The organism is Micromonospora sp. NPDC005324 (assembly GCF_040607155.1).
Taxonomy (GTDB): Bacteria; Actinomycetota; Actinomycetes; order Mycobacteriales; family Micromonosporaceae; genus Micromonospora; species Micromonospora trifolii.
The window spans coordinates 33797-47927 of record NZ_JBEXGE010000027.1 but is presented as its reverse complement, the minus strand read 5'-3'; the positions used below and the strand labels follow the sequence as shown (position 1 = coordinate 47927).

Annotated in this window: 10 protein-coding genes; 1 reads left to right on the top strand and 9 read right to left on the bottom strand. The window is 67.5% G+C overall.

Annotated elements, in window-relative coordinates; translation table 11 throughout:
- Nucleotides 1-149 precede the first annotated feature (149 nt).
- The 8 genes from ABZS40_RS25120 to kduI all read right to left on the bottom strand — a co-directional run bounded on the left by ABZS40_RS25120 (nt 150) and on the right by kduI (nt 12648).
- Entirely contained in the window at nt 150-4460 is a 4311-nt protein-coding gene (locus tag ABZS40_RS25120; RefSeq protein ID WP_354945896.1) for a LamG-like jellyroll fold domain-containing protein, read from the bottom strand.
- Between the two features lie 319 nt (nt 4461-4779).
- A complete protein-coding gene (locus ABZS40_RS25115) occupies nt 4780-6276 on the bottom strand; it encodes an aldehyde dehydrogenase family protein (protein WP_354945894.1) in 1497 nt (498 codons plus the stop codon).
- Nucleotides 6277-6309: 33 nt separating this feature from the next.
- A complete protein-coding gene (locus ABZS40_RS25110) occupies nt 6310-7305 on the bottom strand; it encodes an ABC transporter permease (RefSeq protein ID WP_354945892.1) in 996 nt (331 codons plus the stop codon).
- Nucleotides 7302-8855 carry a sugar ABC transporter ATP-binding protein gene (locus ABZS40_RS25105; protein ID WP_354945890.1) on the bottom strand — a complete coding sequence of 518 codons (1554 nt, stop codon included), beginning with the start codon at nt 8853-8855 and terminating at the stop codon, nt 7302-7304. Before ABZS40_RS25105 ends, ABZS40_RS25110 begins: the two co-directional genes overlap by 4 nt.
- Before the next feature lie 55 nt (nt 8856-8910).
- Nucleotides 8911-9906: an ABC transporter permease gene (locus tag ABZS40_RS25100; protein ID WP_354945888.1), complete on the bottom strand. Its 996-nt coding sequence runs from the start codon at nt 9904-9906 to the stop codon at nt 8911-8913.
- Between the two features lie 2 nt (nt 9907-9908).
- Entirely contained in the window at nt 9909-11000 is a 1092-nt protein-coding gene (locus ABZS40_RS25095) for a sugar ABC transporter substrate-binding protein (protein ID WP_354945886.1), read from the bottom strand.
- 56 nt (nt 11001-11056) lie between these two features.
- Nucleotides 11057-11836: a 2-dehydro-3-deoxy-D-gluconate 5-dehydrogenase KduD gene (gene kduD, locus ABZS40_RS25090; protein WP_354945884.1), complete on the bottom strand. Its 780-nt coding sequence runs from the start codon at nt 11834-11836 to the stop codon at nt 11057-11059.
- Entirely contained in the window at nt 11833-12648 is an 816-nt protein-coding gene (kduI, locus tag ABZS40_RS25085; protein WP_354945882.1) for a 5-dehydro-4-deoxy-D-glucuronate isomerase, read from the bottom strand. Before kduI ends, kduD begins: the two co-directional genes overlap by 4 nt.
- Before the next feature lie 164 nt (nt 12649-12812).
- Between kduI and ABZS40_RS25080 the strand changes: the two genes are divergently transcribed.
- The gene (locus ABZS40_RS25080; protein WP_354945880.1) at nt 12813-13601 is read left to right on the top strand and encodes an IclR family transcriptional regulator; all 789 of its coding nucleotides are present in this window, start codon (nt 12813-12815) and stop codon (nt 13599-13601) included.
- A gap of 205 nt (nt 13602-13806) precedes the next feature.
- Here the strand turns inward: ABZS40_RS25080 and ABZS40_RS25075 are convergent, their stop codons facing one another.
- Complete coding sequence (locus ABZS40_RS25075) at nt 13807-14031, bottom strand: tautomerase family protein (protein ID WP_354945879.1); 225 nt, start codon at nt 14029-14031, stop codon at nt 13807-13809.
- Nucleotides 14032-14131: the final 100 nt, after the last annotated feature.

Here is a 14131-nt window from a genome sequence, read left to right as displayed (position 1 = left end):
GCAAAAGATCGGCTACGGCAGACCCGCAGGACTGCTGCGGCCCATTCAACAGGCCGCCTTCGTCATCTCCGCCCCGTACCCGAGCTGCCCGAGACATGGGCCCTGGAGAGGTTCCCAGGGCCCACGCCTGCGTGGACATTCCTACGCGCTCATCGGCGGCCCGCGTGCAACTGCGTTACCTGCTCGGCGCTGAGTTCACGGCTGTACAACCGGACGTCGTCGATCAAGCCGTCGAACCTCGCGTCCCCCCAGCTCGTCCCGCCGATGAAGTTGGCCGTGGTGGTGCCGCCCACGCCGACGCCGCCGATGCCGATGGGAAAATCAGTTCGAATGGCCTGCTGGATGCCATTGAAGTAGATCTTTCCAGTCGAGCCGCTCATGGTGAACACCACGTGCGTCCATTCGTTGAGAGGCAGATCCCTGCCCGCGCCGAGAAGGAGCCGCTCCTGCGCCGGCACCCCCGGGGCCTTGAACGTGGCACCGAACCCGGTAGTCCCGCCGTTCGTGGATGACTGAAGCAGGAAGAACGTGTCCGTGCTGCTGCCGATCTGCAGCAGCGGCACCCAGTTCGGCAGTAGGTCCGGACGCGCCCAGAAGGACACGGTGAACTGTTCGTCCAGGCCGGCCTCGATGTTGTCAGGCAGCCGGACCTGATTGTTCGAGGACGCGGGACCACCCGGCAGTGACACCGCGCTGCCGAACCGGCCACCGGTGCTCCAGGACGCCGTGCCTTGCAGGGTGGCTGCGCCGACCGACAGCGTCGTTCCCGTGTTGGCAGCGGAGACACCCTGGTTCTCGTCGAAGGTGTAGCGGACTGCGGCACCTTCGCGATACATCGCGATTACCTCCGCCGCGCTCAACGTGGACGTGTACACCCGTACGTCGTCCATCAGACCGTCGAACGCGGCGTCCGGGTATCCGTTGCGGCCCAGCCAGTTGTTGGCTGTCGGACCGATGCCGCTCATGTCGATTGTCAGGTTGGTCCGGCTCGCGATCGCCTCACCGTTGAGGTACAGCGTGCCGACCGCGCCCTGGCGGGTGAAGGCCACATGGTTCCACTGGTTGGCGGCCACGTCCCGGGCCGGACTGGCGTAGATCCGTTCCTCGGTGGCGCTGCTCTTCGCCTTGAAGGTGGCGGCGAGCCCTGTGCTGCCGCCCGCCTGCGTCTGCATCTGGATCTGGAAGTAGCTCCCGGCGGAGCCGAGCCCGTCGCCGATGTGGAACAGCCCGGTCCAGTTGCTCAAGGTGTCGGGGCGCACCCAGAACCCGGTGGAGAAGTTGGCCGCGCCCTGAAGCAGATTGTCCGGCAGGTCTACCGCGTTGGCGGTGCTGCCACCGGGCAGGTTGATGGCTTTGCCGATGACACCGTTGGTGGACCAGCCTGTGGTTCCGGTCAGGATGGCCGGCCCGGCACCGCCGGGGGCGCCGGTGTTCGCGGCAGAGGTGCCCTGGCCCTCCTCGAACTCGTAACGGACTGGGACACCGGGAACCACCGGGGCGTCATCGCCCACGATCACCAGGTCGTCGATCATCAGGCCAGCGCCGGTTCCCGGGGCCTTCAGGCCGAGTGTCAGCGAACTCGTCGCGGCCGTGAAGGTGCCGACGTACGTGCCGTAGGCACCCGTCGAGGGCAGGCCTGTCGTGGCCGTGATGGTGGCGTTCAGGTTGCCGGCCGTCAGTGCGGCCGTTGCCGCGCCGGCCGCCGAGGCGGATCGGCTGTCGCGGGCGTAGCGCAGTGAGATCCGGTAGGTACTTCCGGGGGTGAGACCGTTGATGGTGCGTTTGATGCTGCCCGCGTTGCCCAGGCTGAGCTGGTAACCGGTGAGGCCGAGGCCGCCCTGACCGGTAGCGGTGCCGCGGACCAACTGGACCGGGCTTTCGACGGTCCACGGTGCCATCCGGGCGTTGCCGGCGGCGACGTCGACGACGGCCGGCGGGTTGCTGGTGCGCCATTCGGTGGGTACGCGCGGGTATTCGAACTGGTCGACGACGCGCGGGTTCAGCTGCGTCAGCTTCACCGAGGGGTCGATCTGCACGATCTTCGCGACCGACGGGGTGCCGGCGGCGTCGAAGACGAACAGCATGTACGAACCGGGGGGCGCGTACGTGCCGTTGACCGGCGCGGTGATGTTCACCGTCGAACCGGACTGGCTGAACGCCAGGTCCTGGAAGTTCTGATCGTTGTTGAAACCGTGCGTCACCGAACCGTTGCGGACCAGCGAGACCCGCGAGACGGCGCCGGACGCGGTGATCGCGAAGTTGCCGTTGTAGCCGATCTTCTGCGGCGCGGTGGTGATCACTGGGCGCGGGGCGAGTTGATCGCCGTTGAACAGGTACGACGGGGAGTAATACTCCACGTCCGTGTAGTTGCGTGGGCCGGGAGCACCGCCGCCGCCCATCATCACACGGCCGTCGGGCAGGAGCAGGGCCGCGGAGTGGTAGAGCCGAGCGTGCTCGTAGGGCACCGAGACCTCGCTCCAGTCGCCGGTCTCCGGGTCCCAGATCTCGGCGTTCGTGACGTATCCGCCAGCACCGTTGTTCTCACGGCCGCCACCGGTCACGAGCACGTCGCCGTCGGGCAGAACCGTCGAGGTCGCCCAGTGGCGCTGGTACTTCATCGGGTCGGTCGCCGCGATGACCGGGTTGGCCGTGCCACCGGTGATGTCGACTGTGAAGCCGGCGCGTGCGCCGTCCGGGCCGCCACCGTTCGCCCACCAGCCCCCGCCGACCTGGAGGATCTTGCCGGGGCGGTACATCGTGGCGGTGGACGTCGCACCGACCGGGTTGCCGTTGGTGCCCTGGTTGGCGATGCCGGCGGGTAGCGTGCCGCGCAGCACCAGCTGTCCCGTGCCGTTGTTGCCCTGCGGGTTGAGCTCGAACATCTGTGTGCCGCTGATGTTGAAGAGGTTTCCGCTGCCCGGCGCGACGAACGCGCGGGGGTACCACCAACGGTTCTCGTCCGCACCGGCGTGGTCGGCTCCGCCGTCGCCGTACGCCGCCGGGCTCCTGGCGCCGGTGAGCGTCTTCCAGCCTGAGCCCGACTCGGGGGTGTAGATCTCCGGGGTGAGCACGCCAGGTCCACCGGGCCCGCCACGGAGGCTGCCGCCCTGGACGACGACATCGCCATTGGGCATGGTGGTGCCGGTCGGATACCAGCGGGGGTAGTTCATGGGCGCCTCGTTCTGCAGCCCGTTGTTGGTGGTGTAGCTGGTGACGCCGATGGCGGCATCGTTCGGGCTGTTGCCGCCCAGACTGTCGTCGCCGCCGACAGTCATCGTGGAGTGGTCGTGCGGGTTCTGCACCTGCATGGAGCAGAACAGGTCGGTGTAGGTGACGTTCGGCAGGATGCCGGCGCGCAGATTCGCCAGGGTGCGCGGCTGGGCGGGATCCCAGACGTCGACCTCCATCTGGCCGCCCTGGGTGATCGAGTCGTTGCCGGTCCAGTCGTACGGCGTCGTGTCGTTGCCCCAGCCCCCGACGCTGCCGAACGACTGCACCTTGCCGTCGGAGGTCAACGCCATGTTGATCGGCATCAGCGGCCATGGCGTGACGCCGCTCCAGGCGCCGCCCCGATCCTTCGTCGGCGGTGAACAGTCGGCGGGCAACAGCCCGGCGGCGTAGGCGAGGCCGTTCTTCATCTGGGCGCGCATGTAGGACTCGGAGTACGCCGTGCCCTCGTGCCCCATCGCGGTGTACCAGGACCGACCAGAGTCGATCTTCTGGCACCAGGTGATCGGGTGCGAGGTGCCCTGGCGGCCCCCGCCGTAGGACGCCTCGTCGGCCTCGATCAGGGTACGGACGTTGGGCGCCGGGTTGACGACCCAGTCGTACCATTCATCGCTACGAGTGATCGTGGCCGGCACACCCTGAGTGAGCGGGTGGTTGGTGTCCCTCACCACGGCTCGGCCCGGCCGGACGCCGGGGTTCTCCGGGTGCCCCTCGGAGACGGCTCCGACCAGGCGGGCGTAGAACGGGTTGACGTCGTGTTCGCTCTCACCGACCGACCAGCCGGTGTAGTGCAGGCCCATGAAGCCGCCACCGCCGCGGATGTAGGCCTCGAGCGCGCTGCGCTGCGCCGCGTTGAACAGCACGCCACCCGTTTGCGCGAAGACCACAGTGTCCCGAGCGGCGAGGTTCGCCGTGTTGAAGACCGCGGGGTCGTCGGTCTCCTGAATGTCCACGGGCTGGTTGTACTGGGTGCCGAGCTGGGTGACCAGGTCACGCACAGCCTGGCGCGCCTGCACGTGAGAAGCGTGGAAATTGGGCTTGTAGAACAACAGCACGTTGAGCCGGCCGTCGTCGACGGCAGCCGCTCTGGCGGCGGCGGTGGCCGAGACGGGGGACGCCGATCCGGCAACCAGCGTCAACGCGACGAACGCTGCGGCGACCGGAACGAAGATCCCTCCGAAGAGTCGATCGAGACGGGCGAAATGATGGGGGTGGGCAGACCTGCGGGGCACTTTCATAAGAGATCCCTCGAGGTTCGGCTGACATGGCGGTGGGGACGGCCACCGCCACCGGAGGGCCTGAACGTATGACGCCCATGGATGCATAGTCAAGAACTACGTCTATATACTTGAACCGAAATCAATGCAGTTCCCATATGTGAATCATGTCCCGACAAAAATAGACTCCAGCGAATGACGCGGAGCCTATTTCCGTTCAACCCTGCCGGGCCTGTCCTCTGCTCCGGCGACCAAGGCAGCGCCGAGGTCATCGGTGTACGCGGCACCCTTCAGGACGACAGCCGGCACCACCGCAACATGTCGATGACGACGCTTATCGCAACTCGGCGATGACGGTCTTGAGCTCGGTGTAGTCGTCCAGGCCGAACGACCCGAGCTCGCGGCCCCAGCCCGACTGCTTGAAGCCACCGCGCGGCAGGGTGACATCGTCGGCATGCCACGTGTTGAGCCACACAGTGCCGGCCCGCAGACGGGCACCGACGCGATGCGCCGTACCGATGTTCGTCGACCAGACACCCGCGGCGAGCCCGTACACCGTGTTGTTCGCGGCCGCGACCACCTCGTCCTCGGTGTCGAACGGGACCGCAGTCACGACCGGACCGAAGATCTCGTCGGTCTGCACCGCCATCTGCTCGTTGACGCCGGTGATGAGCGTCGGCGACACGAAGAAACCGCGATCACCGACCGCGTCGGCGCTTCCCGCGTTGAGATTGGCACCGTCGCGTACCGCACCACGGATGTAGCCCAGCACCTTCTCGTGCTGCTCGCGTGAAACCAGAGGGCCCATCTGCGAAGCCGGGTCGAAGCCATCGCCCACCGTGATCGCGCGCGCGGCGGCGGCCACTCCCTCGACGACCCGGTCGAAGACACCGCGCTGGACGTAGAGGCGCGAGCCGTTCACGCAGCACTGCCCCTCGTTGAAGTAGCCACCCAGCACCGCTCCGGCGATGGCGGCGTCGATATCGGCGTCATTGAAGACGATGTTGGGCGCCTTGCCGCCGAGCTCGAGGGAGACCTTCTTGAGGTTGACCGAGGCCGCCGCGGCGATCTTCTTGCCGACCTCGGTGCTGCCGGTGAAAGCGACCTTGTCGACACCGGGGTGGTCGACCAGCGCGGCGCCGGTGTCACCGAAGCCCGGCAGGATGTTCACGACGCCGCCGGGCACACCGGCCTCGAGCAGGAGCTCACCGAGGCGCAGGGCTGTCAACGGGGTCTGCTCGGCCGGCTTGAGGATGACGGTGTTGCCCGCGGTGATGGCCGGGACAATCTTGAAGCAGGCCATCAGCAACGGGAAGTTCCACGGCACGATGCCCGCTACGACGCCGATCGCCTCGCGGCGGGTGTAGGCGTGGAAGTCGCGACCCGGCACGGACATCGGGATGGTCGTGCCCTCCATCTTGGTCGCCCAGCCCGCGAAGTAACGGAAGAGCTCGGCGGCCACCGCGATGTCACCGTTGCGGGCCGCGTCGACGCGCTTGCCGTTGTCGAGGGCCTCCAACTGGGCGAACTCGTCGGCGTGGGCCTCGATGAGATCGCCGATCCGCCACAGCAGGTGGGAGCGGTCGCGCGGAGTCATCTTCGACCAGGGAGAGGGAGACTCGAACGCCGTACGAGCCGCCACCACCGCGCGATCCACGTCGACCGCCGATGCGTACGCGACCTGGACGAGCTCCTCCTCGGTGGACGGGTTGACGGTGGCGAAGGTTCTGCCGTCCTTCGCGTCCACCCACTCGCCGCCGATGAGCAACTGCTTGGGTGCGGAGAGGAACGAGCGGACGGCGGGCAGCAGAGCGGGGTTCTCGTGGGGCATGGTGGCCTTCCGTATCGGGGTGGGCTGAACCGGTTACTTGATGATCGAGATTTTCGACCTGTCGAGGGTGAGTGCGACGGCGACGACGATGATCGCGCCGTAGAGGATCTGCTCGTAGGCGGACGGCACACCGACGATCGGCAGGCCGACCCGGAGCAGGGTCACGACGAGCGCGCCGGCGAGGCTTCGCCACACGCTGCCGTGACCACCGGTGATGGCGGTGCCTCCGACGACGATCGCCGCGACCGCCGGCAGAAGAAGGTTGTCGGCCATGGTGGGACCGCCGCTGAACTGCCGGGAGACCAGCATGACTGCGGCGAGTCCGGCGCAGGCCCCGGAGACACAGAACGCACCGATCTTGACCAGATCGACGGGCGTGCCGGCGAGCCGCGCGGCCGACTCCGAGTAGCCGGTCGCGGAGATCCAACTGTGCAGCGGGGTCACCTTCAGGACCACGGCGATCAGGGCCACGACGATGACCGCCACCGCGACCGACATCGGCACGTAGCCGCCGACGTAGAGGTCGAGCCACCTGACCGTCGAGTCGTCCACGACCCGCACGGTGCCGGCACCGGAGACGACGAGGGCGACTGCGGAGAGGATGCTCAACCCGCCGAGGGTGACGATGAACGACGGAATCCGCAGCAGCACGTGGGCCACGCCCTGCACCGCGCCGATCGTCGCCGCGACTCCGATGACGGCCGGCGTGGCCAGGGCACCGAGGTCCGGCAGCCACAGGGCCAGAAAGACTGTCGACAGCGAGGCCAACGCCGCGATGGAGAGATCGATCCCACCGCAGAGGACGACGAGTGTCGCCCCCGCAGCGAGCACGATGAGAGGCGCGGCGGTCCGTGCTGCGGCGGTCAGGCTCCGCTGAGTCAGGAAATCCGGGTCGGCGATGGTGAGAGCGGTCACCAGCGCTACCAGGGCGATGAGCGGCATGAACCCGGTGAGTCGTTCGCTGAGGCGGGGCCTCGCTCCGACGGTGGCGGGTTCGGTGGCCGGGTGCATGGCGACGTCAGTGCTCATACCATTTCTTTCACGAGGTCCAGAGGGCTCGGCTTGCCGCCGTTCGGGCAGGCGACCTCGGTGGCGACCCGTCCGTCGTTCATGACCAGGATCCGGTCGGCCATGCCGATTGCCTCCTCAAGGCTGTCGGCCAACAGCACGGTGGCGACTCCGCTTGCGGCGAGTTCGCGCATCAGCCGGTACACCTCCGAGCGGGCGCCGATGTCCAGGCCGCGCGTCGGGTGATCCAGTAAGAGCAGCCGGATGTCGCCGCCGACGAGCCATCGGGCGAGGACCACCTTCTGCTGGTTGCCGCCGGAGAGCCGCTGGATGGCGGTGTCCCGGCCCGGGGTTCGGATGGACAGCCGGCGGATCCAGCTGTCCACGAGAGTGGCCTGTTTCCTGGGTGCCACGAACGGGCCCGCGCAGCGGGCCTTCTGTTTGGTCAGGGTCATGTTCTCGGCCACCGACATCGAGCCGACCATGCCCTCGATCTTGCGTTCGGCCGGCACGTAGCCGATGCCGGCGGCGCACGCGGCGCGGGTGTTGGGCAGGACGATCTTCTTGCCGTCCATCCGGATCTCGCCGGCTGTCGTTGGCTCGGCGCCGAACAGGGCGCGGCAGATGTCCTCGCGTCCGGACCCGTGGACGCCGACGATCGCCACGATCTCGCCGACCGCGACGTCCAGGTCGACGTCGTGAAACGACCTGCCCGACAGCCCGCGTACGGACAGCCGAGGCTGCTCGGCCCCGATGCGCTCGGCGGCGTTCTCGTGGTAGTGATCGTCGGATCCGGTGGACCCGATCATCATCCGGTGCAGTTCGCGCGGGACGGCGCCTGCCGTGGCGACCTCGCCGACCGACCGGCCGCCGCGCAGCACGACGACGCGGTCGCACACATTGAGCACCTCGTCGAGACGGTGCGAGACGAACACGACCGAGGCGAACTCGCGCAGCCGACGGATCTGCGCGAAGAGGGTGTCGATCTCCTTCGACTCCAGGACCGAGGTCGGCTCGTCCAGGATGATGACCGGCGGGTGCTGGCTGCGCTCCTCGATGCGCAGCACCTTGGCGATCTCGACCATCTGCCGGTCGGCGAAGCTGAGCGTGTCGGTACGAGCGAGGGCGTCGATGTCCGACCCGAGCTTGTCGAGTTGCGTCTGGGCCAGGCGACGCATGGCGTCCCAGCGGTAGATGCCCCGCCGGACCGCGTTTCCTTCGCTGCCGAGGACGATGTTCTCCGCAGCGGTCAGGTTGGGCACCAGAGACTGTTCCTGGAAGACCATCCCGATGCCGTGGTCGGCGGCGTCGACGACGCTGCGCAGTCTGACCGGCTCGCCACGGACACAGATCTGACCGGCGTCCGGGGCGACAAGGCCAACCAACGCCTTGAGCAGCGTGGACTTGCCCGCGCCATTCTCGCCAACCAGACCGAGGACCTCATGCTGCCGGACCACCAGGTCGACGCCGTCGAGAGCCTTCACGCCCGGGTAGTGCTTGACCAGGCCGCGGATCTCGAGCGCCGACACCGGCGTGGACGTCATGGGCTCCGGCCCGACGGAGACGCTCACTGATCCGCCTCTGTTCGCGACTGCGGGGCTCGCAAACCCGGCTCACTCCTCGCGCTCACTTGACCACCTGATTTCGTCGACGCTGAGGGATGACGGCGGCGGCGACCGCGGCCACGACGATGAGGCCCTCGACACCGCTCTGCCAGTAGGGACTGACCCCGACCTGCACGAGACCGTTCGTGAGCACCATGACGAGCACGACACCGACGGCGGAGTGCAGGATGCCGCCCCGGCCTCCGGTGAGCAGGGTGCCGCCGACGACGGCGGCGGTGATGGCGGAGAAGTCGTATCCGTCGCCGGCCTGCACGAGGCCAGCGCCGAGCTGGCTGGTCACCATGACACCGCCCAGGCCGTAGAAGGCGCCGGCCAGGGTGAAGACCGCGACCTTGTACGGTTTCACCCTGATACCCGAGAGCGTGAGGACTTCCTCGGCGCCGCCAATGGCGTAGGCGTAGCGACCGAGCCGGGTGTAGCGCTGAACGAGCCAGCCCACCAGGACACACGCGACGGCGATCCAGGTGAGGTAGGAGAACCCCAGGAGGCGCTCGATCGCCCAGCTTTCGAGCATGGCATCAGAGATGTTGGGCTGGACGCCGGCGAACATCAGGGTCGCGACGCCGAGCCCGACGGCCGAAACCCCCAGCGTGCCCATGAACGAGGGAACCTTCAAGAGAACCAGTGCGAGCCCGCTCAGGCAACCGAAAGCGCAGCCCAGCAGGACGGCCACCACGATTCCCCAGAGCCCGAAGTCGTTGTCGTTGCGATTGTTGGCCACCAGCAGCGACACGGTCAGGGCGGAGGCGCCCATCACACCGGCGGCCGAGAGATCGATGGACCCCATCATCAGCACGAACGTGATGCCGCAGGTGACGACGGCGAGCACGGCGGCCGCGTCCACGATGTTCCGGACGTTGTCGATGCTGCGGAACTGTGGGCTCAAGGCCGCGAACATCACGAAGATGACGATCAGCGCGACCGATGGGCCAACGTCTCGAAACGACGCCCCTCGCCGGGACTGGCGGCGAGGAGCGGTGACGACCTCGGAAGTCATTGTCACGTCAGGGGCCCGGCCACACGGTTGAAGACGTTGCCGCACTCGAAGTCCGATGGGTTCGTCTTCGGCTGCGCGAAGTTGGCGGCGTTGTCCTTGGTGATCAGGAACTGCTCGGCGAAGAACGCCCGGTTGTCAGCGGCGATGTCCTTGACCGACAGCTTGCCGGTGGCGACGCAGAAGCCGATCGCCAGACCGATCCCACCCTGCCACGCGCCGTCGCTGGAGACGGTGGCGGTCATGGTTCCGCTCTGGACGGCGCTGACGGCGTCCGGAACGGCGTCGATACCGACGACCGCCACCTTGCCGGCCCGACCTGCCTGCTGGAGTGCCTCCAGAGCGCCGAGGGCCATGTCGTCGTTGGCGGCCCAGATGCCCTTGAGTTTGTCGCCGTGTTTGGTCAGCAGCGTCTTGGTGACGGTGAGCGCCTCGGCGCGCGAGAAGTTGGCGGCCTGCTGGTCGAGCAGTTTGACGCCGGTGTTCTTCTTGAGCGACGTCTCGAGGCCGGTGAACCGGTCCTTGGCGGCCGCGGTGTCAAGGACACCTTGCAGCGCGATGATGCCACCCGAGCCTCCGATCGCAGCGGCGAGCGCGTCACCGATCTGCTGGCCCGACTCGACGCCGTTGTAGGTGATGTGGCTGAGCCACGTGTCGTGGTCGGCCGGGCGCAGGTCGGCCGGCTTGTTCCACTGGGTGACGAGGTAGGCGCCGGCCTGGTCGGCGCCCTTGACGATCGGCGCGGTGTCCGAGTCGCCGTTGGGCAGCACATTCATGACCAGGCACTTGGTGTTGCCGGCGAGGATCTGGCTGATCTGCTCCTGCTGCTTGGTGGAGTCGCCGTCGTAGGTGAGGCGCTCCTGGGTGAGGCCGACCGTCTTGGCGAAGGCATCGCCGCCGGTGAGCCACGAGGCCTCGTAGGGGTTGGACTCGTTACGAACCTGTCCCACCAGCCTGACGTCGGTCGGTGCGCAGGCACCGGCGGCAGCGCCGGCAGTGTCGTTTCCTCCGGCGGCCTCCTCGGTGCAACCGGCAAGGACGGCCGCCGCCAGCGACAGGCTCATGATGGCTGCACTGGGACGAGTGCGGAGCTTCATTGTCGATCCTCCATTTTCCAAAGGAAACTGCTTGTTCGGTACGGGAAAGGCCGCGGTCAGCGGGCCATCCAGCCTCCGTCGACGACCAGGACATGGCCGTTGACGTAGTCGGCGGCGGCGGAACTCAGGAAGACGGCCGCTCCGGCGACGTCGGTGGCGTCTCCCCAGCGGCCAGCGGGGATGCGTTCGAGGATGGACCGGGAACGGTCGGGGTCCTCGCGCAGCGCGGTCGTGTTGTCGGTGGCCATGTAACCGGGTGCGATGGCGTTGACCTGCACCCCGAGCGGGCCCCACTCGTTCGCCAGCGCCTTGGTGATGCCGGCGACACCGTGTTTGCTGGCGGTGTACGCCGCCACACGGAGCCCGCCCTGAAAGGAGAGGAGGCTGGCGACGCTGACTATCTTTCCCTGCCCGCGCTCGGTCATGGGGTGCCCGAACTGCTGGCAGAGGAGGAAGACGCCGGTCAGATTGATGTCGACCACACGGTGCCACGACTGCTGACTCACATCGACCGAGTCGGCGCGGTCGATGACGCCGGCGTTGTTGATCAGAATGTCCACCTGGCGGTTGCTGGTCACTTCGGCGGCGACCCGCTCGACGGCGTCGTGGTCGCTGATGTCGAGATCGACGATCTCCACGTCACCACCGAGGTCCGCCACCTGGTCCCGCGTGGACGACTGGGATCCCGGTCGGCCCAGGAGAACCAGGTCGGCTCCTGCCTGGGCGAGCCCACGAGCGATGGCCTGTCCCAGGCCGCGGCCGGCGCCGGTCACGACGGCGCAGCGGCCGTGCAGGTCGAACGGCGAGCGCACCGCGGCGGCAGTCTGGGTGGTCACAGGTCCTCCAGGGCCACCGGGGTCAAGTCGGTGTACTCGTTGTTCTCTCCCCCCATGGCCCAGATGAAGGCGTACGAGCCGGTGCCGACGCCCGAGTGGATCGACCACGGCGGCGAGATGACGGCCTCGTGGTTGCGCATGACGAGGTGGCGGGCGGCGCCGGGCCGGCCCATCAGGTGGAAGACCCGGTCCTTGTCGTCGAGATCGACGTACAGGTAGACCTCGGTACGCCGGTCATGCAGATGCGGCGGAAAGGTGTTCCACACGGAGCCGTCGGCGATGACCGTCACGCCGAATTGGAGAACCGACGTCTGGAGTTCCTGGCCCCAGGCGTACCGATAGAGGTGGCGTTCGTTGGCGCCTTGAGGCGTGCCCAGCTTGACCGGCTCGATCGCCGAGTGGTTCAGCAGGGCGGTGGGGTAGACCGCGTGTGCCGGGGCGGAGACGAAGTAGAACGCGGCGTCGGGGCCTTCGAAGACGACCTCGTTGCCACGGCCGACGAACAGTCCGTCGAGGTGGCCGAGCTCGAACTTCTCATTGTTGACGAGCACGTGGCCGGGCTGCCCGACGTTGACGATGCCGAGCTCGCGGCGGGCCAGGTGCGAGGTGGTGCCGAGCACGTCCCAGGCCGGCAGCTGGAGCTGACCGGCGCCGGGCACCGCACCGCCGACAACCAGCCGGTCGTCGTGGGTGTACACCCCGTGCACCTCGCCGATGCGGAACAGGTTCTCCACGAGGAAGTTCTTGCGCAGGTCCGCATTCGTCGCCGTCTCCACGGCGGAGGGCGATGCGGAGTACCTAACCTCAATCAAGGAACTCTCCTCGTTTGTGAACCGCGTTCAGCTATATGAACTGAGCGCGACGATACCTATGGCTCCGATCACAGGTCAAGGGGCCGAAGCGTGTTCCTCTATGTGAACGGGTGTAGGGTGGTGCGATCTCAAACGAAGGCGTGTCGACTGCTCAGGAGGTCTCGGTGGACAGGGAGAAGACGGCCAACGGCTCCGCCACCTCGCAGGTCAAATCTGCGGCACGAGTCCTCGACGCTCTGGACGACATCGCCGCCAACGGTCCCGGCACCCAACTGCAGCTGGCGACGCGCCTCGGCATCCCGAAGAGCAGTCTGCACGCGCTTTTGCGCACCATGTGCTCGCGCGGTTGGCTGGACACCGACGAGACCGGCAGCGTCTACCGACTCGGAGTGCACACGCTGACGGTCAGCTCCGCCTATCTCGACGGCGACCCGGTGCTGTCGCGCGCCAGCTCGGTGATGGACGAGATCGCGGCGGCCACCGAGGAGACGGTGCACCTCGGTCGCCTGGAGGGCGCGGAGATCATCTACACCGCCAAGCGCGAGTCCAAGCATCCGTTGCGCATGTACTCGGCTGTTGGCCGCCGCCTTCCCGCCTACATGACGGCACTCGGTCGGGCGATTCTCGCAGAGCTGCCCGAAGACGTCCGTGACACACTCGTCCCCCACCAGATCAAGCCCGTCACCACCCAGACGATCACCGACCGGGACCTCCTAATGGCGATCATCGGGAAGGCCGGCCAGCTCGGCTACGCAGAGGAAAGCGAGGAATCCTGCCTCGGCGTACGCTGCTTCGGCGTCACCATGCCCTTCTCCCACCGATCGGTTGACGCGCTGAGCGTCGCAGTCCCGGTCAGCCGCCTCGGCCAAGGGCGGGAGGACTTCATCATCGAGACCCTGCTGAGTGTGAAGGCTCGCCTGTCGGCGATGCGTGACAACGGGTTGATGCGCTGACCCGGGAACACGATGCCGCGGATCATCCGCCGACAGCACGCGACGCCGACACCGAGGATGCGGGCTACGGCAACCTCTCGGTGTCGGCGTCGTCCGCCTGATCGAGGCGACAGGCAGGAGACCACAGTGTCGCCGCCTGTCGCAGGCAACGTAACCCTGATCAAACCGCTGCGCCGCGCGACCGCGCTGCGCGGCGTCGGCGACCTCAGTTCTTGTCGAGCGCGGCCAACACGCCGGCGCGGGAGGCGTCCTCGCTGGCCAGTACGCCTCCATTGGCCACGACATCCGCCGTGATCTCGGTGAACACCATGCGGACGTCCTGCTGACGGGCGCCGAGGATCTCGACGGCACTGTCGGTCACGGCCCGCGCGAACGCCTTGCGCTGCTCCAAGGACCGGCCTGCGAGCAACTCGACGGTGATGTTGGGCATGGCGGCCCCTCCTATCAGTCGTTCACGCTGCGGACTTCGGTTCACCAACGTGAACGAACGTTACAGCGCTACTCAGGGCGCCGCAATGCGCGGTCCAATC

Bases quoted from the DNA above. Each gene is read 5' to 3' on its own strand.
- ABZS40_RS25115 (WP_354945894.1), bottom strand. From the start codon at position 6,276: ATGCCCCACGAGAACCCCGCTCTGCTGCCCGCCGTCCGCTCGTTCCTC.
- ABZS40_RS25110 (WP_354945892.1), bottom strand. From the start codon at position 7,305: ATGAGCACTGACGTCGCCATGCACCCGGCCACCGAACCCGCCACCGTC.
- ABZS40_RS25100 (WP_354945888.1), bottom strand. From the start codon at position 9,906: ATGACTTCCGAGGTCGTCACCGCTCCTCGCCGCCAGTCCCGGCGAGGG.
- ABZS40_RS25095 (WP_354945886.1), bottom strand. From the start codon at position 11,000: ATGAAGCTCCGCACTCGTCCCAGTGCAGCCATCATGAGCCTGTCGCTG.
- ABZS40_RS25075 (WP_354945879.1), bottom strand. From the start codon at position 14,031: ATGCCCAACATCACCGTCGAGTTGCTCGCAGGCCGGTCCTTGGAGCAG.